The organism is Aliivibrio salmonicida LFI1238, from assembly GCF_000196495.1.
Classification (GTDB): Bacteria; Pseudomonadota; Gammaproteobacteria; order Enterobacterales; family Vibrionaceae; genus Aliivibrio; species Aliivibrio salmonicida.
This window is the reverse complement of record NC_011312.1, coordinates 3,000,945-3,024,409: the sequence shown is the minus strand read 5'-3', so window position 1 is coordinate 3,024,409 and position 23,465 is coordinate 3,000,945. Positions and strand designations below refer to the sequence as shown.

Sequence of the window (23,465 nt, the reverse complement as noted above, 5' to 3'; positions counted from 1 at the left end):
ACAGATACAAAAAAGGTTGGCATGATAGCCAACCTTTTTTTATTTATCTAAATTCAGATTAGATCATAAAGATAAACACAATAGAAAGAACGGTTGCTAGTGCTGCCGTTGCATAACAAGCGATTTTACCTGCTGTTCCTGTGTGGAATTTAAGATCGTGCATACCATGGTGTACACGGTGCATTGCATGCCACATTGGCATTGAGATTGAACCAATCACAAATAATGCACCAATGATGCTTGTTACAAAACCAGCAACACGTAGGTAGTTCATTGATTCAGGACCGATCACGCCAAGTGGTACTAAAATACCAAGAACAAGGATTGTTACTGGTGTTAGCATCGCAAACCAAGTGCCGCCAGCACCGAATAAGCCCCACCATACAGGTTCGTCAGAACGCTTTGGATTAAGATTTACCACAATAACTCTCCTTAAACGATAACCAATACAAGTAATGTAATTGCTGCAACTGCAGCCCATTGTGCAAGCACAACCACTTTTTTATCTAGTGTTTTACCACCCAGACGAATCGGCATTACTTGCGGCATCATGCTAAAGAAAGTTTGAGCATGGAATAAGCTACCCGCTAAAGCAACAATGTTCAAAGCAACCACAATAGGGTTTGCCATGAAATCTAACCATGAAGCCCAAGCCAGTGGACCTTTTACTAAACTACCTAAACCAACAAGCAGACAGATAGTAAAGAAAATCAATGGAAGAATGGTTGCTTCACGCACCATGTAAAAACGGTAGAAAGGGTGATCTTTCCACCACGTACGTGTCATTTCGCGAACGTAAGGTTTACGGTTGCTCATCCTTATGCCTCCTGAGGTTTAAGCATTGCGATAAGAAAGTCTTGAGATGATGCGATCTTACCTTGGTTTACTGCCGCAGCAGGGTCAACGTGTTTTGGACATACTTCAGAACAGTAACCCACAAACGTACAACCCCATGCGCCATTGTCGCCATTAATTAATTTCATTCGTTCCGCAGAACCATGGTCACGGCTATCAAGATTATAACGATGCGCCATTGTTAACGCAGCAGGGCCAATGAATTCTGGATTAAGACCAAATTGAGGACAAGCAGCGTAACATAGACCACAGTTGATACAACCAGCGAATTGTTTGTATTTCGCCATTTGCTCTGGAGTCTGGTTATTTGGTCCTTGCTCTGGTGTTAAGTCATTACCAATGATGTAAGGTTTGATTGCTTCTAAACGCTCAATGAATGGCGTCATATCAACAATTAGGTCTTTCTCAATAGCAAAGTTTGCTAATGGCTCGATAGTTAACCCATCTGGGTAATCACGTAAGAACGCTTTACATGCAAGCTTAGGTACGTTGTTTACCATCATGCCGCAAGAACCACAGATCGCCATACGACAAGACCAACGGTAAGACAGGTCTTTATCTAGGTTATCTTTGATGTAGCCTAATGCGTCTAATACTGATGTTGTATCATCACAAGGCACATCAAATGTTTGTAGATGTGGTTCTGAATCTGTCATCGGGTTATAACGCAGAATGTGTACTTTTTGGACTCTCTTGCCAGCTGTCATTATGCTTGCTCCTCTGCGTTTTTCGCCGCGGCAGCTTCTTCTGCTGCTGCTTTTTCTGCTGCTTCACCATATAGGCGAGCTTTTGGTTGAGATTTTGTGATGGTTACGCCACTGTACTTGATTGTTGGCGCTGCATCTTCGTTGTAATACGCTAATGAGTGTTTTAAGTAATTCACATCATCACGTTCTGTACAACCTTCATCTAAACGTTGGTGTGCACCACGAGACTCTTTACGTTGAATGGCAGAGTGAGCCATTGCTTCAGCAACTTCAAGGCCGTAACCCACTTCGATAGCGTATAAAAGGTCAGTATTGAATACTTTTCCTTTGTCTTTGATGCTGATGTTTTTGTAACGTTTTTTCAGCTCAGCCAGTTTATCAACCGTATCTTGCATTTCGTGCTCTTTACGGTAGATACCACAGCCCGCTTCCATTGAGTGACCCATTTCAGTACGGATATCAGCCCAGTTTTCATCGCCTTCTTGTGCTAGTAAAACATCAATGCGAGCTTCAACAGCTTCGATTTGAGTTTGGATAGAAGCATCGTTCCAAGTTGTGAATTCAGCGGCACGTTCAGCGGCTTTTTCACCAGCAAGACGACCAAATACAACAAGCTCAGCTAGAGAGTTTGAACCTAAACGGTTTGCACCGTGAAGACCAACAGATGAACATTCACCAACCGCGAATAGGCCTTTGATGTTTGTTTCGTTGTTCTTATCCGTTTCAATACCACCCATGGTGTAGTGAACAGTAGGGCGAATTGGGATTGGTTCTTTAGCTGGATCAACGTTAACGTAAGCTTTTGATAGCTCACAGATAAACGGAAGACGCTCATTTAGGTATTCTTCACCTAGGTGACGAAGATCCAAATGCACTACATCACCCAGTGGGTGTTTAATAGTGTTGCCTTTTTGAAGTTCATGCCAAAATGCTTGTGAAACTTTGTCACGAGGACCCAGTTCCATGTATTTGTTCTTTGGCTCACCGATAGGTGTTTCTGGACCCATACCGTAATCTTGTAGGTAACGGTAACCATTTTTATTGATCATGATACCGCCTTCACCACGACAACCTTCAGTCATCAAGATACCAGTACCTGGTAAGCCAGTTGGGTGGTATTGAACGAATTCCATATCACGCAGAGGGATACCATGGCGATACGCCATTGCCATACCATCGCCAGTTACGATACCGCCGTTAGTATTACAGTGGTAAACACGACCTGCGCCACCCGTTGCTAAAACAACAGATTTAGCTTTGATACAGATAAGTTCGCCTTCAGCCATGTGAATAGCAATCAAACCTTGAACTTGACCATCTTCAACAAGAAGATCGACAACGAAGTACTCATCATAACGATTGATCTGAGGGTATTTCATTGAAGTTTGGAACAGAGTATGAAGCATGTGGAAGCCCGTTTTATCGGCAGCAAACCACGTACGTTCAACTTTCATACCACCAAAACGACGAACGTTTACTTCGCCATTTTCTTTACGGCTCCAAGGACAACCCCATTGTTCTAATTGAGTCATCTCGCGGTATGCATTTTTTACAAAGTATTCAACAACATCCTGTTCACACAGCCAATCACCACCACCAACGGTATCGTTGAAGTGATTGTCTAGTGTATCTTCTTCCTTGGTCACGGCTGCGGATCCACCTTCAGCGGCAACAGTGTGCGAACGCATTGGGTAAACTTTTGAGATTAGAGCAATGTTTAGCTCTGGGTTCGCTTCTGCTGCTGCTATAGCGGTACGTAGACCTGCACCGCCCGCGCCGATCACTGCAATATCTGTGGTTATAGTTTTCACAGTTATTCTCCGGGATAAAAGATAAAAAATTAAATTAATCATGCAAATATGATCAATTATGTGAATCTAGCCTGCTCATGTGACAAAAAAGAGCAAATAATAACTTAAAAATTCTGATGCCTATTCTAAGTGAGCTTTTAGAATAAAAATTGATATGGATAAAGTTTTGTAGTGCAAGTACCACTAATGGGGTGGTTTCTTGCGAATAATGTGATCTCCGTCAACTAGTTACAGCTGTTAATTTTGGCGTTAAATTGTAGGTAAGTTGTTGTTTTGTAAGTGATAATGATTCTTATCGGACGTGTATCCCCTTGAAGGTTAAGGGTATTTATAAAGTTAAAAAATAGGTAACCTTGAAATCGGTTATCAGGTATCATTTTGGATAAGTTTTTCTAATGTATAAAGTTATGACTAGTCAAAACTGGATGCCTAGCGCATCAATTGAACAATTACAGCAACGTGCTGATATCCTTGCTTTAATCCGTAGATTCTTCTTTGAGCGAAAAGTGATGGAGGTGGATACGCCAGCAATGAGTCACGCAACCGTGACGGATGTGCACCTTCATACGTTTCAAACTGACTTTGTTGGCCCTGGTTACGCAGATGGCGTACATCTGTATTTTATGACCAGTCCAGAATTTCATATGAAGCGCTTACTGTCTGCGGGCAGTGGTGCGATTTATCAAATTAATAAAGCCTTTCGTAACGAAGAAGCTGGGCGTTTTCATAACCCTGAATTTACGATGTTGGAATGGTATCGCCCAACGTTTGATCATCACCAATTGATGGATGAGATGAACGAATTGCTTAAACTTGTTTTAAAATGTGATGATGCTGAGCGAATGACGTATCAGCAAGCTTTCATTAACGTGCTTGGTGTTTGCCCATTAGAAGCGTCGATGGATGAACTTAGAGCTGTAGCGGCACCGTTAGGGTTGTCAGACATTGCTGATGTTGAAGAAGACCGAGATACATTATTACAATTGCTATTTAGTATGGGCGTTGAGGAGAAAATAGGACAAACGGTGCCAGTTTGTGTTTATGATTTCCCGGCTTCTCAAGCAGCTCTTGCTAAAATCAATCCTGAAGATCCTAGAGTCGCTGAGCGATTTGAGGTGTATTTTAAAGGAATTGAATTAGCGAATGGTTTCCATGAACTTGATAATGCGAAGGAACAACTCGCTCGTTTTGAAGAGGACAATGCGAAACGAAAATCAATGGGTTTGATTGAGCAACCGATCGATTATCATTTGATTGCAGCATTAGAAGCAGGATTTCCCGATTGCGCTGGTGTGGCGTTAGGCATTGATCGTTTGATTATGTTAGCAATGGGGGAAAAGCACATCGATCAAGTGATGGCTTTTCCTTTTGATAGAGCGTAATACCAATCCACAGAAGTGAGTGTGCATTGACTTACAGGGATTAGCTAACGATAAGCCCAGTGCCAATTACCGCCAAACAAGCACCCAACCACGCAAAACGGTTAGGTGCTTTTTTTGTGTATAGCCACAACAAAGGCAAAATGATAATCGGTGTGGTGGAAGAAAGTAAGGCAACCATGCCTACATTTCCTTCTTGTAAGGCATATAAGATTAATGTCATGCCGACGGTCATCGCCAGAAAGCCATTTAAGGCAACAATGCCTAATATACGTAGATTAATCGGAGTAATAGGGCGTGAGATAGGTAAGTTAGTCATTCTTAATAGGCTGTGGGCGCCAAAAGCTGAGGCCATTCGAATCGCTGAAGCAGCAATAGGGTCAGCACTGGTTAGCATCACAGGCTTTGCGATCACGCCACCAAGCGCTTGGCAAAAAGCGGCCAGTAAACCCAGTGCGATTGCGATCCAAATATTTCCTTTTACTTCCTCCCATGTATCTTGGTTATTTGTTTTTTTCCCAAAGAAAATAGCAATGGAGACGCCAGAAAATACAGAGATGGCACCGATAAGTTCCCACCCTTGTAAGGTTTCATTGAATAACCAATAGCCGAGAATAGCGGAGAATAAGGCATGGCAAGAAAAGAGTAATCCGGCTTGTCGAGGTCCCATACGATTAAAGCAGGCAAATAAGGCGGTATCGCCGATAAAAATACCGATTAATCCTGAGAGCATCATTGGGTATAGGTGTTCAGATTCAATTGATAGCCAACCACCGGTAAACCACGCAAGGCTCGATAACATGATCGTGACACAACCCATGCGCCAGCGACTATAAGCGAATGCGCCAAGGTGGCGAGCGGGTGCAACGGAGATCATGCTCGATAGTGCCCATAGACAAGCTGCTCCGAGTGCTAGCCATTCATATCCCATTTCCATTCCATCGTGGTTTATCCCAATCTTTAGCTTATCTGAAGTTTGGTTTTGTTCAATAAAAGAATGAATCACTTATTTTCGACATATATTGCCATGAGAGAGGTTACTAGGAAGGGAGATGAATAGATAAAAAAATAGCGAACACAAGGTTCGCTATTTACTGTTTATTTTACAGAAACTGATTATTTTGCAATGTGAGCAAATGGAGTACCTAAACGAGTTGGGACGCCATTTTTCATTGATTCATCAAAGGTAATTGAATTAGGAGCAAATAAGTTAATAACCGTAGAGCCTAATTTAAAGCGACCCATTTCCTCACCTTTCTTAAAGCAAATTACATCATCGCCAGAAAGTGGGTAGTGCCATGTTTTAACTGCGGGGCCAGTCGGTGGTGTAACCGTATCTGCCCATGTCGTTTCAATACTACCAACGATAGTTGCACCGACTAAGACTTGCGCCATCGGACCAAATTCAGTATCAAAAATACAGACAACACGTTCATTACGAGCAAATAAATTAGGAACGTTTTCTGCTGTTAATGGATTCACTGAGAATAAATCGCCAGGAACATAAACCATTTTGCGTAATGTCGCATCGCATGGCATGTGAACACGATGATAATCGCGCGGAGATAAATACAGAGTTGCGAATTCGCCACCTATAAATTCTTCCGCTAATTCAGCGTCGCCACCCAGTAACTCTTGAGCTGAGTAAACGTGACCTTTTGCTTGAACTAATTGACCATCGGTAATTGGGCCAAATTGACTTACGCAAGCATCTGCAGGGTGAGAGATAACATTCTCATCGTCATTAATTGGGCGTGCGCCATCTTCTAATTCACGAACAAAAAAGTTATTGAATGTAGAATATGCTTCAGGATCCGGGTTTTTAGCTTCACTCATTTCAACGTTGTATTGTTTAATGAACCACTTAATTACCGCAGTGGTTAACCAGCCCATTTTTGCTGATGCTAATTTGCCAGCCAAACGAGTAAGTGCATGTTTTGGAGTTAAATATTGTAACCCGATTTTTAAATTATCTGACACGTTGTTTGCCTACTAGTTATCAATTAAGGTAAATGTTACCACATCTTTACTTAGTTTATTAATCGGCTTTTCTGCTACGAGAAAATTGACGGTTCGCTTTATTTTCAGACATGCTTTCAATGATTCGGTGATAGCTATCAAAACGAAGTTTCGCAATTTTACCATTAGAGACGGCTTCTTGAAGAAGACAGCCTGGGTCATCTTTATGCGTACAGTCTCTAAACTTACAGCCACCAATAAAGTCTTTAAACTCGACAAAAGAGGCGGTAACTTCTTCTTTCTCTAAATGCCATAAGCCAAATTCACGAACTCCTGGGGAATCGATAAGATCGCCACCATGTGGGAAGTGATACAGACGAGCAGCAGTCGTAGTATGTTGACCAAGACCTGAGTTTTCAGAGACAGCGCCTTCCATAATTTCAAGTTCAGGCATTAATGCATTTACAACACTTGATTTACCAACACCAGATTGACCAACAAAAATATTAATGTGATCTTTCAGTTCAGCTTCTAGCTCTTGTATGCCATAGCCGGACTCTTTACTAACGAATTTTACTTTATAGCCAATATCTTCATATAAACTCAGAATTTGTCTCACATCAATAAATTCTTGTTCAGAAAGCAAGTCGACTTTGTTTAATACGATTAATGGCTTTATCTGTAGAGTCTCAGAGGCGATAAGATAGCGATCAATAATGTTAAGTGACAACTCAGGAAGAATAGAAGAAACAATCACCATTTGATCAACGTTGGCGGCCACGGGCTTAATACCATCGTAATAATCTGGGCGAGTTAGCATAGAGGTTCGTGGTTTTACCGCTTCAACAACACCTGAAATACCAGCAAGAATCTTAGTACCTGGACGCCAAATAACACGATCGCCAGAAACTAAGCTTTCGATACCTCGACGTAAATTACAACGATGTATTTCTTTGCTGTCTGGATCTTCGATATCTGCATGTTGACCAAAGCGAGTAATAACTAACCCTTCTTTAGCCGCTTCTAATGAAGATTCATCCCACTCGACAGTGGTTTTTATTTTTTCAATACGTTTGCTTTGATTTGAACGTACTCGGCGTACTTGGCCTTTAGTTAGTTTTTTCTTCTTTGCCACGAAATGATTTCACTTGTAGGTTGGCTTTCAGTTTTATGTTGAAAGATAAATCGGCCCGAGTATCATACCCTTTTTAGTTACAAAATAGGCAACTCTCTATGGCAATTAATGATCAAAACCTGATTTGGGTAGATTTGGAGATGACAGGCTTAGATCCTGAAACTCATAAAATCATCGAAATCGCATCCATTGTAACTGATGCTCAGCTAAATATTTTAGCAGAAGGGCCTGTTATTGCTATTCATCAATCAGAAGGTGAGTTGGCTAAGATGGATGACTGGTGTACCAATACACATACTAATAGTGGTTTGGTTGCTAGAGTAAATGCGAGCGAGCATACGGAAGCGTCTGCTATTGAAGAGACAATTGCATTTCTTGAAAAGTGGGTACCAAAAGGCGTATCGCCAATTTGTGGTAACAGCATTGGCCAAGATCGTCGTTTTCTTTATAAGCACATGCCAAAATTGGAAGAATATTTCCATTATCGTTATGTTGATGTGAGCACAATTAAAGAGCTTACTCGCCGTTGGAAACCTGAAGTACTTGATGGCTTTGAAAAAACAGGGACACATTTAGCATTAGATGATATCCGTGAATCTATCGCTGAATTGAAGTATTACCGTAAAAATATCTTCACAATTTAACGAACTAGATCAATTTGATGGTTTGTTGAGCGAATTTTGCGGGTTTTAAAGAAATTTCGTTTTTTTTTCAAAATCCGCTTGCATCATCACGTTTTACTCGTATAATTCGCAGCCTCTGAACGAGGAGCTACTCCTTATCAGAATGCGACACTAGCTCAGCTGGTAGAGCGCAACCTTGCCAAGGTTGAGGTCACGAGTTCGAGCCTCGTGTGTCGCTCCAATTTCTTTTTGAAATTGGCTTAAAGTCTCATTGTACTTAACAATGCATCCGGACGCGGGATGGAGCAGTTTGGTAGCTCGTCGGGCTCATAACCCGAAGGTCGTAGGTTCAAATCCTGCTCCCGTAACCATATTTTGATTTAGTGCTTTTATAGCGTTAATCATGTAATATTCGGTTCGATTGAAAACTTCGCATTAGTTGAGGTTTCCAGAATCTGGTATTACGATATTTTTACTTACTAAGTAAAAATGGCACATAGTTTCATTGTACTTAACAATGCATTCGGACGCGGGATGGAGCAGTTTGGTAGCTCGTCGGGCTCATAACCCGAAGGTCGTAGGTTCAAATCCTGCTCCCGCAACCACATTTAGATTAAATGCTTTTATAGCGTTGATCATGCGACACTAGCTCAGCTGGTAGAGCGCAACCTTGCCAAGGTTGAGGTCACGAGTTCGAGCCTCGTGTGTCGCTCCATTTTCTTCTTAAGAAACGTAAGTTTCTTCTCGAAAGTTGAATTTGGAAATAAAGTTCCCATTGTACTTTGAACAATGGCATCCGGACGCGGGATGGAGCAGTTTGGTAGCTCGTCGGGCTCATAACCCGAAGGTCGTAGGTTCAAATCCTGCTCCCGCAACCACATTTAGATTGAATGCTTTATAGCGTTAGATCATGCGACACTAGCTCAGCTGGTAGAGCGCAACCTTGCCAAGGTTGAGGTCACGAGTTCGAGCCTCGTGTGTCGCTCCATTTTCACTTTTAAGTGTTGATGGTTTATAGTTTCATTGTACTTAACAATGCATTCGGACGCGGGATGGAGCAGTTTGGTAGCTCGTCGGGCTCATAACCCGAAGGTCGTAGGTTCAAATCCTGCTCCCGCAACCACATTTAGATTAAATGCTTTTATAGCGTTAGATCATGCGACACTAGCTCAGCTGGTAGAGCGCAACCTTGCCAAGGTTGAGGTCACGAGTTCGAGCCTCGTGTGTCGCTCCATTTTCACTTTTAAGTGTTGATGGTTTATAGTTTCATTGTGCTTAACAATGCATTCGGACGCGGGATGGAGCAGTTTGGTAGCTCGTCGGGCTCATAACCCGAAGGTCGTAGGTTCAAATCCTGCTCCCGCAACCACATTTAGATTGAATGCTTTATAGCGTTAGATCATGCGACACTAGCTCAGCTGGTAGAGCGCAACCTTGCCAAGGTTGAGGTCACGAGTTCGAGCCTCGTGTGTCGCTCCAAATAAAATAAAGCGCTGAATTATATTCAGCGCTTTTATTTTCTTTAAAATTAATGCTGTGAAGCATTAACCCCACGTAAATTCTGCTCTTTTAGAACATTCTGATTCATATCTAACCATAGAATCAATAAAGTTATCTGCGTTGGCAACATATCCACATGGAATGTTGCTGCAGAGGGTCAGTTATATGTGTCATTACCATATAATCAACAAACTTACCCACAAAAAAAAGATTGTGGATAAGTCTGTTAGTAGTTTTTAAATGAGCATTCAATAAATACACCAAAGAAAGATCTTATCTTAAAATATTGATCGTTAAATTATTTTTCAGATTTTAACTTGTTGATATTTAAAGGTATTTACTTTCTTATTGCATCTTTTTCATTGTTTGTAAAGATCTTTTATCTTGACTTCTTTGATCCTTATCATATTCCTGTCTTGTGTTTAACTTTTTTATTGTTTGTCCTATTTACCGACCAAAATAATGTTTTCCACATTAATTCCGATCGACTTCAAATTTAACTAAGAGGCTAATTTGGATTATGCATCTCTTGGGAGCCCTTTCTCTATAATACGAATTAAGCGTTGTTCTTTTCGTTTTATATTTATTTGTTGTGAATTTTGTTGCTCGATAGCCCAATGGATATGAATATCTAAATTTGTATCGAATCCGAGTCTATTTTGTAGTGAAAGAATGATATCGGGAGAATGTGGTGCATTTCCTAGAGCAATTGAAATATTACGTAACCATTGCGTATGACCAATACGACGAATCGCTGACCCTTCCATATACTTTAAAAACGAATCTTCATCCCAATCAAATAGGGCAAGTAGATCTGAATTATTTAAGGAGTCTCTACGATGAAAATCAGATTGTTGGGTTATTTCTGCTTCTCTGTTCCAAGGGCAAACAAGCTGACAATCATCACATCCATAGATACGGTTCCCCATTAATGAGCGAAACTCTTCTGGAATTACGCCACTATTTTCTATGGTTAAATAAGAGATACAACGTCTTGCATCAATAACACCATTGTCTAAGATGGCGTTAGTTGGGCATGAACTAACACAAGCGGTGCATTTGCCACATTGATTTTCGACAGGAGCATCAATAGGCAGTGGTATATCAACTAACAGCTCTCCTAAGAAGAACCAAGAGCCTGCATCCTTATCTAACAGAAGGGAATGCTTACCTGTCCAGCCAAGCCCGGCTTTTTCAGCCAGAGGCCTTTCTAGGATGGGGGCTGAATCGACAAAAGGGCGATAGCCTAATTGCTCGACTTCAGTTTCAATTTTTTGACCTAATTTTTTCAGCTGATTACGAATAAGTTTGTGATAATCACGTCCTAAAGCATAACGACTAATATAAGCTTGCGTTGGATCGCTTAAATTACTGGCGAAACAGGCTTCAGGTGGAAGGTAATCCATACGGGCACTGATGACGCGAATAGTTCCAGGGTGTAATTCATTAGGTCTTGCTCTCATTAGACCATGACGGGCCATCCAGTCCATGGAACCATGATAACCGGCCTCAAGCCATTGCTCTAAAGCGGCTTCATGTTGAGATAAATCGACGTCACAAATCCCGACTTTTTGAAAGCCGAGTTCTTGTGCCCAAAGTTTGATATTAATAGCGAGTTCTTGATAGTCAATTTTCACGAGAGATTACATTTTTTTATTACAGTATAATGAGTAAAAGTTTATCATATAGAGAAGATAACTCGTAATTTGGTACTGTTCATTAACGTACTGTTGAGTGATATTCATATATAGAAAAGGTAGCTTGCGTATAAACATTTGCCGTATTAAATTGTGAATCTGATACCAAGTCCATCAATTTAGACAATTAAAATAGTGAAATTAGTGAAATTAGTGAATAATGGAACGCTTTGAATTTAATTTAGCTACTGAAGACGACACTGTCGAGTTCGGTAGACAGCTTTCTCAAGCTTGTACTCAACAAACAACGATTTTCTTACATGGTGATCTTGGCGCGGGTAAAACGACGTTTAGCCGAGGATTTATTCGTTCATTAGGTCATGTAGGTAATGTAAAAAGTCCAACATATACTTTGGTTGAACCTTATGAATTGGATAAATGGCAAGTATATCATTTTGATTTATATCGTTTAGCCGATCCTGAAGAATTAGAATTCATGGGTATACGAGACTATTTTACCGATGATGCGATTTGTTTGGTTGAATGGCCTGAGAAAGGGGAAGGGTTATTACCCAATCCTGATATCGATATTGAGCTTCGCTATGATGGTGAGGCTCGTCATGTCGTGATCACGGGTAATAATGAATATGGCTGCAGTTTACTTCAACGGTTGGATTTGTGTTAATCGGTAAATATCTTCGTACAATTGGGTGTGCATTACTTGTATTTATATCTACGAGTGTTTTTTTTGTTTCTGCAAATACATTAGAAGGCGTTCGTGTTTGGCCTTCGCCAGATGAAACTCGTATCGTTATTGATCTGAATTCAGAAGCGAACTATAGCTATTTTACATTGAGTAGCCCTTCTCGTTTAGTTATCGATCTTAAAAATACCGACTTGAAAGCAAAATTACCGCTAACGGTTAGTGATAGCAATGTTTTAAGTAAAATCCGTAAGAGCTCACCTCCTTCAAAGGGGACGACTCGTTTGGTTTTTGAACTTAAGCATTCTGTCGAAGCTAAGTTATTTAAATTAGCCCCTACGCCTGGTGGTCAATATGGTCATCGTTTGGTTATGGACCTACCTCATAACGCAAACAATAAAGCGGAAGTAAATAAACCTATTCCCAATAAGCCATCAACCCCAATTATCAATTCAAATATGAATCATATAATAGGGAATGGAGAAATTGTTGTCGCGATTGATGCGGGACATGGTGGTGAAGATCCTGGCTCTATTGGGCCAACTCGAAAATATGAAAAGCACGCTACTCTCGCGATTTCTAAGAAAGTGGTTGCACGAATTAATGCTCAGCCTGGAATGAGAGCGGTATTAACTCGAAGTGGTGATTATTTCGTTAACTTAAATAAACGAACGGAAATTGCTCGAAAAAATAAATCGCACTTACTTGTTTCTATTCATGCGGACAGCTTTCGCTCACCAAAGCCTCGCGGGGGTTCTGTGTTTGTGCTCAATACACGTCGAGCGAATACAGAAATTGGTCGTTGGGTTGAAAAGCATGAGAAACAATCTGAATTGCTTGGTGGTGCAGGTGATGTATTAGCGAAAAACAGTAATGATAGAAACGTGAGTCAAACATTATTGGATTTGCAATTCAGCCATTCTCAGAAGGAAGGGTATAAGTTAGCCGTTGATGTTCTAGGAGAAATGGGCAAAGTCATTAAGCTTCATAAAAAAGCACCTGTTAATGCGAGTTTGGCTGTTCTTAAATCTCCGGATATTCCTTCAATCTTGATTGAAACTGGATTTATTTCAAATCCAACAGAAGAGAAACAACTATTTCAACGAGGTCATCAAGACAAAATAGCGAGAGCTATTTCAAATGCAATCATTCGTTACCTTAATGAAAATCCACCTCAAGGAAGTCTTTTAGCTGCACAAGAGCAACAGAGTGTACATAAAGTACGTTCGGGTGAGTCGTTATCATTGATTGCTAAAAAGTACGGTACGACAACGGCAAAATTAAAGAGTGTAAATAAACTTAAAAGTACGAGTTTATCGGTTGGTCAACTGCTAACTATCCCAAGTAACAAACCGGTTTATGTTGCGCCAAAAACAAATACATCAAACGTCAGTACATCAACAACGCAATCTCGTAAAATCATTACTCATAAAGTTCGCTCTGGTGAGTACTTAGGCAAGATTGCCGTAAAATATAAGGTATCGACGAGCAGCATTCGCTCATTAAATCGATTAAAGTCAGATACTTTATTTGTTGGGCAAAAATTGAAAGTGAGCATTGTTGCTCCTATTCAAAAGCATACGGTGAAACGTGGTGAATTTTTAGGTAAAATTGCATCTAAATATGGTGTTACTGTATCGAGTATACGAACAGCCAATAAATTACGTTCAGATGAGCTAGCTGTCGGACAGGTGCTTATTATCCCAACCAGTTAATCAAGGATATGGTTATGCCAATTCAAATCTTACCCGCTCGACTGGCCAACCAAATTGCGGCGGGTGAGGTTGTGGAACGCCCCGCTTCGGTTGTCAAAGAATTGGTTGAAAATAGTATCGATGCCGGAGCGACTCGCATCGATATTGATATCGAAAAAGGGGGCAGTAAACTCATTCGCATCCGTGATAATGGGTCTGGTATCCCTAAAGAAGAACTGACATTAGCATTAAGCCGTCACGCGACCTCAAAAATTACGACTCTTGATGATCTTGAAGCGATTGTCAGTTTAGGGTTTCGTGGTGAAGCTTTAGCGTCAATCAGCTCTGTTTCTCGATTAACGCTTACCTCACGCACTGTTGCACAAGAAGAAGCGTGGTCTGCACATGCTGAAGGGCGAGATATGGAGGTTAAATTAAAACCAGCCGCTCACCCTGTTGGGACAACCATCGATGTTGTCGATCTATTCTTCAATACTCCTGCCCGTCGAAAATTTCTTCGTACCGATAAAACTGAATTTACTCATATTGATGAATTGCTTAAGCGTATTGCATTGAGTCGATTAGATATTACGATCAATTTACGTCATAACGGTAAATCGGTTCGTCAATACCGAGCAGCTCAAACGAAAATGCAAGTAGAGAAACGTTTAGCTGCCGTATGTGGAGCGAGTTTCTTACAGCATGCATTAGAAGTTGAGTTGGAGCATGGAGACTTAATCTTTCATGGATGGATTTCATCTCCAGAAGGTGCCCGTGCCCAAGGTGATGTTCAATATTGCTATGTGAATGGTCGTATGATGAAAGATAAGTTGATTAATCATGCAATTCGTCAAGGGTATGAATCAAGCCTTTCTACGAATCAGTATGCGGCTTATATTTTATTTATCGAGATAAATCCACATGACGTAGATGTGAATGTTCATCCAGCAAAGCACGAGGTGAGGTTTCACCAAGCACGGTTAGTGCATGATTTTATATACCAAGCTATTTATGGTGCTTTGCAACAGGCAGCATCTTTACCTGAAGTAACAACGACATCAGATATTGAAATGGATAGGGAATCTTATTTTCCACCAATGAAAGATTATGTTCGTCAGTCTTCTCTGCCACTAACTGATGCTCATATTGAGAACAAATCGAAGCAATTGAAAGAAGCAATCGAAGCAACACCGAGTTACCCAAATAAAGCGTCTTCAGATGAGTGGGTATCTAAAGCAAAACCATCAATGCCTAAAGCGTATCAAAGTGAAAAACCGTCCCAAAGAGAATTGAATAACTACCAACATTTATTAACAACGCGAGATCGTGAAGACAAAACATCTAATTTTGAAGTTAATGAAGTACGGATCCCTAAGATTTCAGAGGCTAAACATAACACTGTTGTTGTGCCTCAATTGAAAAGTGCGGTGTCGACTTCTATGCTATTAGGGAAAGTGTTAAGTGTTGTTGATAAGGTGTTTGGGCTGCTTCAATTAGGTAATCAATTGCAATTGGTTGATCTACGCTATGCTGAATTTATCAAAAGTTATGGCCAATTAAACTCGGCTCATCATGAAGTGTTAAAAGCTCAGCCGTTATTGATTCCATTATCGATAGGGATTGATAAAGATATTTGTAACAAACTCACAGAGTATCAAGGTATATTGAAACAACTTGGTATTGATCTTAAAGTGAAAAATAATGAAAGTTTGATAGTTATGGCGGTTTGTCAGCCTATCAGGCAACAGAATTTACAACAATTGATCCCGAATCTGTTAAGGTATATTTATCAGATTAATCCATCGTTGGATCAAGTGATTAGCTGGCTTTCTCATCAAGTACAACATGATGAAGCGTGCTATAGCTCAGCACAAGCAATACAACTTGTGATGGAATTAGAGCAGTTGTGGGGTAATGAATTATCTCAATTTAATAATAAACTGCTAAAAAACATAGATATTACTCAGGCGATACAAGCATTTAGTCATGAATAAAGCATTACCTCAAGCCATCTTTTTGATGGGACCAACTGCATCAGGGAAAACGGACTTAGCAATTCAATTGCGAAAACGTTTTCCTGTGGAGTTGATAAGCGTAGATTCAGCCCTTATCTATAAAGGTATGGATATTGGTACGGCGAAACCAAATGAAACGGAACTTTTACAGGCTCCTCATCGTCTTATTGATATTCTCGATCCGGCAGAGAGCTATTCAGTTGCTGAATTTCGTCGTGATGCCTTAAAAGAGATGGAAGATATTGTTGCTCAAGGAAAGATACCTTTATTAGTAGGCGGTACAATGTTGTACTACAAAGCACTGCTAGAAGGTCTTTCACCATTACCAGCAGCGGATGCTGACATTAGAGCTCAAATTGAGCAAGAAGCGGAAACATTGGGGTGGGAGGCGATGCATGATCAGTTAAAAGAGATTGATCCTGTATCCGCTGAGAGAATTCATCCTAATGATCCACAACGACTTTCCCGAGCGTTGGAAGTGTTTCGAATTTCGGGTAAAACATTAACAGAATTAACCCAAGTTAAAGGTGATGCTTTGCCTTATCAAGTGCATCAATTTGCGATTGCACCTAAAGAAAGAGCAGAAATTCACCGTCGTATTGAACTGCGTTTTGATAATATGATGAAAGGCGGTTTTGAAGAAGAAGTTCGTTCTCTTTATGAACGAGATGATCTTCATGCCGATTTGCCATCAATTCGTTGCGTAGGTTATCGACAAATGTGGGAGTATTTTGATGGGGAAGGCACATTAGATGACGCGATTTTCCGCGGTATTTGTGCGACTCGTCAATTGGCCAAGAGACAAATCACCTGGCTACGTAGCTGGAAAGACTTAACTTGGCTGGATAGTGACAATATTGATGGTGCCCTACAAACGATTTCTGATCGTTTAGATAAGAAACAAGCACAATAATGTATCAATGTTGTTTAACTTCAGAGCGTTTAGTCATAAGCTAAAGACTAATAGCTAAATAAAATTACAATTACAAACCAAAAAGGAAAAAAAAATGGCTAAAGGGCAATCTTTGCAAGACCCATTTTTGAATGCACTGCGTTGCGAAAGGATTCCAGTGTCTATTTATTTAGTGAATGGGATTAAATTACAGGGACAAATCGAATCATTTGATCAATTTGTTATCCTATTAAAGAACACAGTAAATCAAATGGTATATAAGCATGCGATTTCTACTGTTGTTCCTGCTCGTGCTGTAAGCCATCACACTGCTAGTGATCGACCACAAGGCGAGCGCCCACAAGAAACAACAGAAGAGTAAGACTATTTTATTTTTAAATAGACAATCTGTTAAGGAGTTAGCGCTTGTTTGACCGTTATGAATCCGGTGAACAGGCTATTCTTGTGCACATCAGCTTTACTTATGAAGGGGAGTTGGAAGATCTCAACGAGTGTAAAATGTTGATATCTTCTGCTGGAGCCAACACATTAGGTGTTGTGACGGGGACCCGTCAATCTCCGCTCCCTAAATATTATGTTGGTTTAGGTAAAGCACAAGAAATTGCCAATATGGTTCGAGCTAAGAATGCGGATATTGTGATTTTTAATCATGCGCTTTCTCCTGCTCAAGAACGAAATTTAGAGGCATTATGTGAATGTCGAGTGATAGACCGTAATGGGTTAATACTGGATATTTTTGCTCAACGTGCACGAACCTATGAAGGTAAGTTGCAAGTCGAGCTCGCACAATTACGTCATATATCTACTCGATTGATCCGAGGATGGACACACCTTGAACGCCAAAAAGGCGGGATTGGTTTACGTGGTCCTGGTGAAACTCAGTTGGAAAGCGATAGACGATTATTACGAGATCGTATTAAAGCAATTCAACGTCGATTGGCTAAAGTCGCAAAACAACGCGAACAAGGTCGTCGGGCAAGATATCGTGCAGAAATCCCAACCATTTCTTTAGTTGGTTATACTAACGCAGGTAAATCTACGTTATTTAATCGAATTACAGATGCGGGGGTTTATGCCGCTGACCAGCTGTTTGCTACGCTTGATCCTACATTACGTAAGATAGACGTTACAGATGTTGGTACAGCAATACTTGCTGATACGGTGGGCTTTATACGTCATTTACCTCATGATCTTGTTGCCGCGTTTAAAGCGACACTTCAAGAAACGCAAGAAGCAAATATCTTGTTACATGTTGTTGATGCCAGTGATGAACGCTTTCGTGAGAACATTGAAGCGGTAGATATTGTTCTAGAAGAGATAGATGCCAATGAGGTACCTTATCTTCTCGTAATGAATAAGATTGATGACTTAGAAGATCAACAACCACGAATTGACCGTGATGAAGAGGGCGTTCCTCGATGTGTTTGGGTTTCAGCAATGGAAGGCGAAGGCATTGATTTACTTTTTCAAGCATTAACGGAGCGATTAGCAGGGCAGATGGTAGAGCATACATTGCGGTTACCTCCTGAATTGGTTGGGCGTTTTCGAAGTAAATTCTTTCAAATGCAAAGCATTATAAAAGAAGAATATCAGGATGATGGCAGCTTGCTTATTGATATACGTATGCAGCAAGTTGATTGGTCTAAGTTAGAAAAACGTGAAGAGACTCCGTTAAGTTATTTTTTAATGACTGACGAGAGTACACCGAATTCTTTATCTTCATAATTACTTTGGAGTTTTCTAATGGCGTGGAATGAGCCTGGAAATAACAACAATAACGACAAGAACGGCGGTGGCGATAATAAAGACCCTTGGGGTAATAAAAATCGTGGCGGTCGTGATCAAGGTCCACCAGATCTTGATGAAGTATTTAATAAGCTAAGCCAAAAACTAAGCGGTAAGTTTGGTGGTGGCAATAAAGGAGGAAACAATAAAGGTGGCAGTGGCTTACCTTCATTTGGTAATGGTGGCGCAATTGGCTTAGGTCTAATTGCTGTTGTCGCAATTGCTATCTGGATATTCTCTGGTTTCTATACGATTGGCGAGAGTGAGCGTGGTGTTGTTCTACGTTTAGGCAAGTACGATCGTATGGTTGATCCAGGTCTTAACTGGAAACCAACCTTTATTGACCAAGTAACAGCTGTAAACATTCAATCGATTCGTTCATTAAACTCAAAAGGGTTAATGCTAACAAAAGATGAAAATGTAGTCACAGTTGAAATGGGTGTTCAATATCGAGTTGCTGACGCAAGGAAATATTTATATACCGTAGTTAATGCTGATGACAGTTTACGTCAAGCAACTGATTCTGCACTTCGTGCTGTAATCGGTGATGCTAAAATGGATGATATCTTGACCAGTGGTCGTCAAGTGATTCGTCAACGTACTCAAGAAACACTGAATCGTATTATTGATAAATACGATATGGGGTTAATTGTTGTAGACGTTAACTTCCAATTAGCTCGTCCGCCGGAAGAAGTGAAAGCGTCGTTCGATGATGCTATCGCAGCTCGAGAAGATGAAGAGCGTTTTATTCGTGAAGCAGAAGCGTACAGTAATGATATTCTTCCTAAAGCGACAGGTCGTGCTGAGCGTTTGAAGAAAGAAGCTCAAGGTTATACTGAACGTACCGTCAACGGAGCTATTGGTCAAATTGCTCAGTTTGAAAAGCTGTTACCTGAATACAATAAAGCGCCTGAAGTCACTCGTACTCGTCTGTATCTTGATACGATGGAACGTGTATACAGTAATACAAGTAAGGTTCTGATTGATTCTGAATCTAATGGTAACTTGTTGTATCTTCCATTAGATAAGATGGTAGGCAATCAACAAGGGTCTGCTAAAGTTTCTCCTCAAACATCAACATCATCATCTAAAAATTATGATTTTGAGTTAGAGAAAAATGGACAACCAGATCCAAAAGCGAATACTACAAGCCGTACTTCAACTCGTGAAGGGAGATATTAATCATGCGTAAGTTAATGATCCCAACGCTTATCGTTGTTATCGCTATTTTCTTAATGTCACTATTTGTGATCCCAGAAGGCGAACGCGGAATAGTTACTCGATTTGGCCGTTTGATTAAAGATGATAATCAAGTTACACGTATTTATGAACCTGGTCTGCACTTTAAAATGCCAATGTTCGATCGTGTAAATACATTAGATGCTCGTATTCAAACAATGGATGACCAGTCAGACCGTTTTGTAACATCAGAGAAAAAAGACGTTATTATCGACTCGTATGTTAAATGGAAGATCAAAGACTTTGGTCAATTCTATCTAGCAACAGGTGGTGGTAATATCTTAACGGCAGAGTCATTATTACAACGTCGTGTATCTGATGGTCTACGAGCTGAGATCGGCGGAAAAACAGTGAAAGAGATCGTTTCTGAGAAACGTGAAGAAGTAATGGCAACAGTACTTCTTGACTCTCAAGAAGGAACGGGTGATTTAGGGATTGAAGTGATTGATTTACGAATCAAGAAAATCAACTTACCTGAAGAAATCTCTGAGTCGATTTACCGTCGTATGCGTGCAGAGCGTGAAGCGGTTGCTCGTAAGTTACGTTCTCAAGGTCGTGAAAAAGCCGAAGTTATTCGTGCTCAATCAGAACTTGAAGTGGCTACTATCATTGCAGAAGCAGATAAAACAGCACAAATTACTCGTGGTAATGCGGATGCGAAAGTAGCAAAACTGTACGCTGATACGTTTAACAAAGAGCCTGAGCTCTTTGGTTTCATTCGCTCATTACGTGCGTATGAAAAATCATTCAACAGTAAGAATGACATCTTGGTACTTGATCCTAAGACTGATTTCTTCAAATACATGAATGATCCAATGGGTGGGAAATAAGTCTAGTTCTAGATTTTAATTCACTCTAATTTAAACAAGGTCCTTCGGGACCTTGTTTTGTTTCTGCTCGATAGATAAGGGTACATAATGAGTAATGCAGTGTGGTTAGCGATTGGTGGTGTGCTTATTGTTGAGGGATTAGGTCCATTAATTGCCCCTGATGGATGGCGAAATATGGTCGCTCAATTAAGTGAACAACCGAATAATACGTTGCGTCGTATTGGTGGTTGTTTAGTGGTTTCTGGTCTTGTTATTTGCAGTATGATGCTTTGAGTTTTACCTAAATATAAAATCGTAATCTTGTTTTTGATTTCATTCAAAAAAATAAATAATGATATTGTGTAGATTGACAGCGCTTTATTGTGAAAGTGAGATTTCGCTTAAAAATAACTGAAACATTTTTCTATCAATGCTAGAATCCATTTTTAACTAACAAGCAGACTTTGGAAAGATGGGAAATAACGTAGTCGTTCTGGGCACCCAATGGGGTGACGAAGGTAAAGGTAAAATAGTAGATCTTTTAACTGAAGATGCAAAGTATGTGGTTCGCTATCAAGGCGGTCACAATGCAGGCCATACTCTAGTTATCGACGGTGAGAAAACCGTTCTACACTTAATTCCATCAGGTATTTTACGCAATAATGTTGAATGCATTATCGGTAATGGTGTAGTGCTTTCACCTGATGCCTTACTAAAAGAAATGGCGCCACTTGAAGCGCGTGGCATTCCAGTTCGTGAACGCCTATTCATTTCTGAAGCTTGTCCTCTAATTCTTCCTTACCACATCGCATTAGACCAAGCGCGTGAGCTTGCTCGTGGTAATAAAGCAATTGGCACAACTGGTCGCGGTATCGGTCCAGCGTACGAAGATAAAGTATCTCGTCGTGGTCTACGTGTTGGCGATCTGTTTGATAAAGTGACTTTTGCAGAAAAACTAAAAGAAGTAATGGAATACCATAACTTCCAATTAGTAAATTACTATAAAGTAGAAGAAGTAAACTACGAAGAAGTACTTGAGCAAGTGATGAGCTATGCTGATCTACTTGTATCGATGGTTATTGATGTTACTGATACTCTTGATGCAGCGCGTAAGCGTGGCGACAAAATCATGTTTGAAGGTGCTCAAGGTACGCTTCTAGATATCGACCACGGTACATACCCATATGTAACTTCTTCGAACACAACCGCTGGTGGTGTTGCTGCTGGTTCTGGTTTTGGTCCTCGTCACTTAGGTTACATTCTAGGTATTACCAAAGCATATTGTACTCGTGTAGGTTCAGGTCCATTCCCTACAGAGCTATATGACGGTCTAGATAAACAAGACCCAATTGGTAAGCACTTAGGCGATGTTGGTCATGAGTTTGGTGCAACAACAGGCCGTTTACGCCGTTGTGGTTGGTTCGATGCTGTTGCTATGCGTCGTGCAATTCAAATCAACTCATTATCTGGAATTTGTCTAACTAAACTAGACGTTTTAGATGGCCTAAAAGAGCTAAAAATCTGTACTGGTTACAAGATGAAAGATGGCTCTTTATTAGAAGTTTCTCCAATGGCTGCTGAAGCATTTGAAGAAGCGACGCCAGTATATGAAACTATGCCTGGTTGGTCTGAGAATACATTCGGTGCACAAACAATCGAAGCGCTTCCACAAGCGGCTCTAGATTACATTAAGCGTATCGAAGAACTAACAGGTGTTCCAATTGACATTATCTCTACTGGTCCTGACCGTAATGAGACAATCGTTAAAGTACACCCATTCGAAGTTTAATAACGAACGAATGAATAAAAGCCAGCTCATGTAGTTGGTTTTTTTGTGCCTGAAATTTGAGAATAGATATAGAATTCGATCTAATCGGTAGCGTGATTTTTGTGTTTTTCATCTTTATCAATAACTTATAACTATGGGCAAAAACTTGCCACGAAAGGCAAATTTTGTCTAAAGATATTGCCGCTTACGTCGATATAATAAATACAGTTATAAAGAGTTGATGAATATGAAATTACGACATCTCGTCGTTGCGTGTATGGTGGCTTTAGCGCCAACGCATGCATCGACTAAAGAGATCGGAGAACCGGTCCCGATCTATACCGAAGATCAATTATTTAGATTATTTGATACGAATTCACATTTAACGCGAGTTCAAAAAGTAGATAATTGCCAACTAGTTGAAGATATTGTCGCCCGTGCAACAAAAATAGATTCTCCAGCTTATGAATTCTTGTATGGAGATATGTTGGCGTGGGGGGTTTGTGTTGACCGTGATGTAGAGCTTGGCCTCTATTATATGGAAAACGCAGCCAGACAAGGGTTACCTGCCGCATTAGAGCAAATTGGACGATACTACTCTAAAGGCACCTTAGTTCAGCAAGACAGAGAAAGAGCGATACCTTACTTACGTGAAGCCGCTGCAATGGGAAATCTTAATGCCCGTATTAGTTTAGCTGAGTTGCTTTTGAGTGATTATGGAAGTCCATTAGACTATGAAGATGCGTATCGATGGTTATACAATTCGGTTACGTCAGATGGGCGCAAACACCAACGCATTGCTAATCTTCGTGATGGGTTAGAAATGCGAATGCCAGGAAATATCATTGCTAGAGCAAAGCGTCGAGATACGTTCTGGTAATGTAATTAAAATATTCGCATTAAGTTAATCTTAATGTAAACATCAGCTCTAAA

The 23,465-nt window shown here is 40.5% G+C and carries 21 protein-coding genes and 10 tRNA genes; 23 read left to right on the top strand and 8 right to left on the bottom strand.

Annotated features, from left to right (window positions below):
- Nucleotides 1-58: 58 nt before the first annotated feature.
- From frdD to frdA, 4 genes are read right to left on the bottom strand one after another with little or no spacing between them, the layout of a single operon-like run.
- Nucleotides 59-421 (bottom strand): fumarate reductase subunit FrdD, encoded by a 363-nt coding sequence (frdD, locus tag VSAL_RS14665; protein WP_012551227.1) that lies wholly within the window; start codon nt 419-421, stop codon nt 59-61.
- 11 nt (nt 422-432) lie between these two features.
- On the bottom strand, nt 433-816 hold the full coding sequence (gene frdC, locus VSAL_RS14660) for a fumarate reductase subunit FrdC (protein WP_012551226.1): 384 nt from the start codon (nt 814-816) through the stop codon (nt 433-435).
- A gap of 2 nt (nt 817-818) precedes the next feature.
- A complete protein-coding gene (locus VSAL_RS14655; protein ID WP_012551225.1) occupies nt 819-1,562 on the bottom strand; it encodes a succinate dehydrogenase/fumarate reductase iron-sulfur subunit in 744 nt (247 codons plus the stop codon).
- Entirely contained in the window at nt 1,562-3,373 is a 1,812-nt protein-coding gene (gene frdA, locus VSAL_RS14650) for a fumarate reductase (quinol) flavoprotein subunit (protein ID WP_044583336.1), read from the bottom strand. The genes VSAL_RS14655 and frdA overlap by 1 nt, the downstream gene beginning before the upstream one ends.
- Nucleotides 3,374-3,780: 407 nt before the next feature.
- Here frdA and epmA point away from each other — a divergent pair, with 407 nt between their 5' ends.
- On the top strand, nt 3,781-4,755 hold the full coding sequence (gene epmA / locus VSAL_RS14645; protein ID WP_173362132.1) for an elongation factor P--(R)-beta-lysine ligase: 975 nt from the start codon (nt 3,781-3,783) through the stop codon (nt 4,753-4,755).
- Nucleotides 4,756-4,795: 40 nt separating this feature from the next.
- Here epmA and VSAL_RS14640 read toward each other — a convergent pair whose 3' ends face one another.
- The 3 genes from VSAL_RS14640 to rsgA form a co-directional block, all read right to left on the bottom strand.
- The gene (locus VSAL_RS14640) at nt 4,796-5,683 is read right to left on the bottom strand and encodes a DMT family transporter (RefSeq protein WP_023604502.1); all 888 of its coding nucleotides are present in this window, start codon (nt 5,681-5,683) and stop codon (nt 4,796-4,798) included.
- A gap of 185 nt (nt 5,684-5,868) precedes the next feature.
- A complete protein-coding gene (gene asd, locus VSAL_RS14635; RefSeq protein WP_012551221.1) occupies nt 5,869-6,732 on the bottom strand; it encodes an archaetidylserine decarboxylase in 864 nt (287 codons plus the stop codon).
- Nucleotides 6,733-6,790: 58 nt separating this feature from the next.
- Nucleotides 6,791-7,846 (bottom strand): small ribosomal subunit biogenesis GTPase RsgA, encoded by a 1,056-nt coding sequence (rsgA, locus tag VSAL_RS14630; protein WP_012551220.1) that lies wholly within the window; start codon nt 7,844-7,846, stop codon nt 6,791-6,793.
- A gap of 98 nt (nt 7,847-7,944) precedes the next feature.
- Between rsgA and orn the strand changes: the two genes are divergently transcribed.
- The 11 genes from orn (at nt 7,945) to VSAL_RS14575 (ending at nt 9,948) form a co-directional block, all read left to right on the top strand.
- Nucleotides 7,945-8,490: an oligoribonuclease gene (gene orn / locus VSAL_RS14625; protein WP_012551219.1), complete on the top strand. Its 546-nt coding sequence runs from the start codon at nt 7,945-7,947 to the stop codon at nt 8,488-8,490.
- A gap of 144 nt (nt 8,491-8,634) precedes the next feature.
- Nucleotides 8,635-8,710, top strand: a tRNA-Gly gene (locus tag VSAL_RS14620).
- Nucleotides 8,711-8,763: 53 nt separating this feature from the next.
- Nucleotides 8,764-8,840: transfer RNA gene (locus tag VSAL_RS14615), tRNA-Met, on the top strand.
- Nucleotides 8,841-8,997: 157 nt separating this feature from the next.
- A tRNA-Met gene (locus VSAL_RS14610) sits at nt 8,998-9,074 on the top strand.
- Nucleotides 9,075-9,108: 34 nt separating this feature from the next.
- Nucleotides 9,109-9,184: transfer RNA gene (locus tag VSAL_RS14605), tRNA-Gly, on the top strand.
- 86 nt (nt 9,185-9,270) lie between these two features.
- Nucleotides 9,271-9,347 (top strand) — tRNA-Met (locus tag VSAL_RS14600).
- A gap of 34 nt (nt 9,348-9,381) precedes the next feature.
- Nucleotides 9,382-9,457 (top strand) — tRNA-Gly (locus VSAL_RS14595).
- 58 nt (nt 9,458-9,515) lie between these two features.
- Nucleotides 9,516-9,592: transfer RNA gene (locus tag VSAL_RS14590), tRNA-Met, on the top strand.
- Between the two features lie 35 nt (nt 9,593-9,627).
- Nucleotides 9,628-9,703: transfer RNA gene (locus VSAL_RS14585), tRNA-Gly, on the top strand.
- Nucleotides 9,704-9,761: 58 nt separating this feature from the next.
- Nucleotides 9,762-9,838, top strand: a tRNA-Met gene (locus VSAL_RS14580).
- Nucleotides 9,839-9,872: 34 nt separating this feature from the next.
- Nucleotides 9,873-9,948, top strand: a tRNA-Gly gene (locus VSAL_RS14575).
- A 539-nt stretch (nt 9,949-10,487) separates the two neighbouring features.
- Here the strand turns inward: VSAL_RS14575 and queG are convergent.
- On the bottom strand, nt 10,488-11,600 hold the full coding sequence (gene queG, locus VSAL_RS14570; RefSeq protein WP_023604134.1) for a tRNA epoxyqueuosine(34) reductase QueG: 1,113 nt from the start codon (nt 11,598-11,600) through the stop codon (nt 10,488-10,490).
- A 226-nt stretch (nt 11,601-11,826) separates the two neighbouring features.
- On the opposite strand from queG, the gene tsaE reads away from it, so the two are divergent.
- The 11 genes from tsaE (at nt 11,827) to motX (ending at nt 23,412) form a co-directional block, all read left to right on the top strand.
- Nucleotides 11,827-12,291: a tRNA (adenosine(37)-N6)-threonylcarbamoyltransferase complex ATPase subunit type 1 TsaE gene (gene tsaE, locus VSAL_RS14565; RefSeq protein WP_012551217.1), complete on the top strand. Its 465-nt coding sequence runs from the start codon at nt 11,827-11,829 to the stop codon at nt 12,289-12,291.
- Nucleotides 12,285-14,024: a LysM peptidoglycan-binding domain-containing protein gene (locus VSAL_RS14560; RefSeq protein ID WP_012551216.1), complete on the top strand. Its 1,740-nt coding sequence runs from the start codon at nt 12,285-12,287 to the stop codon at nt 14,022-14,024. The genes tsaE and VSAL_RS14560 overlap by 7 nt, the downstream gene beginning before the upstream one ends.
- Nucleotides 14,025-14,038: 14 nt before the next feature.
- Complete coding sequence (gene mutL / locus VSAL_RS14555; RefSeq protein WP_012551215.1) at nt 14,039-15,997, top strand: DNA mismatch repair endonuclease MutL; 1,959 nt, start codon at nt 14,039-14,041, stop codon at nt 15,995-15,997.
- Nucleotides 15,990-16,931 (top strand): tRNA (adenosine(37)-N6)-dimethylallyltransferase MiaA, encoded by a 942-nt coding sequence (gene miaA / locus VSAL_RS14550; RefSeq protein WP_012551214.1) that lies wholly within the window; start codon nt 15,990-15,992, stop codon nt 16,929-16,931. Before mutL ends, miaA begins: the two co-directional genes overlap by 8 nt.
- Nucleotides 16,932-17,025: 94 nt before the next feature.
- Nucleotides 17,026-17,292 carry an RNA chaperone Hfq gene (gene hfq, locus VSAL_RS14545; RefSeq protein ID WP_012551213.1) on the top strand — a complete coding sequence of 89 codons (267 nt, stop codon included), beginning with the start codon at nt 17,026-17,028 and terminating at the stop codon, nt 17,290-17,292.
- 44 nt (nt 17,293-17,336) lie between these two features.
- A complete protein-coding gene (hflX, locus tag VSAL_RS14540) occupies nt 17,337-18,656 on the top strand; it encodes a ribosome rescue GTPase HflX (RefSeq protein ID WP_012551212.1) in 1,320 nt (439 codons plus the stop codon).
- An 18-nt stretch (nt 18,657-18,674) separates the two neighbouring features.
- Nucleotides 18,675-19,898 (top strand): FtsH protease activity modulator HflK, encoded by a 1,224-nt coding sequence (gene hflK / locus VSAL_RS14535; protein ID WP_012551211.1) that lies wholly within the window; start codon nt 18,675-18,677, stop codon nt 19,896-19,898.
- Nucleotides 19,899-19,900: 2 nt separating this feature from the next.
- The gene (hflC, locus tag VSAL_RS14530) at nt 19,901-20,785 is read left to right on the top strand and encodes a protease modulator HflC (RefSeq protein ID WP_012551210.1); all 885 of its coding nucleotides are present in this window, start codon (nt 19,901-19,903) and stop codon (nt 20,783-20,785) included.
- Between the two features lie 87 nt (nt 20,786-20,872).
- On the top strand, nt 20,873-21,058 hold the full coding sequence (locus VSAL_RS14525; protein WP_012551209.1) for a DUF2065 domain-containing protein: 186 nt from the start codon (nt 20,873-20,875) through the stop codon (nt 21,056-21,058).
- A gap of 178 nt (nt 21,059-21,236) precedes the next feature.
- Entirely contained in the window at nt 21,237-22,553 is a 1,317-nt protein-coding gene (locus tag VSAL_RS14520) for an adenylosuccinate synthase (RefSeq protein ID WP_012551208.1), read from the top strand.
- 220 nt (nt 22,554-22,773) lie between these two features.
- Entirely contained in the window at nt 22,774-23,412 is a 639-nt protein-coding gene (gene motX / locus VSAL_RS14515) for a flagellar protein MotX (protein WP_407921269.1), read from the top strand.
- Nucleotides 23,413-23,465: the final 53 nt, after the last annotated feature.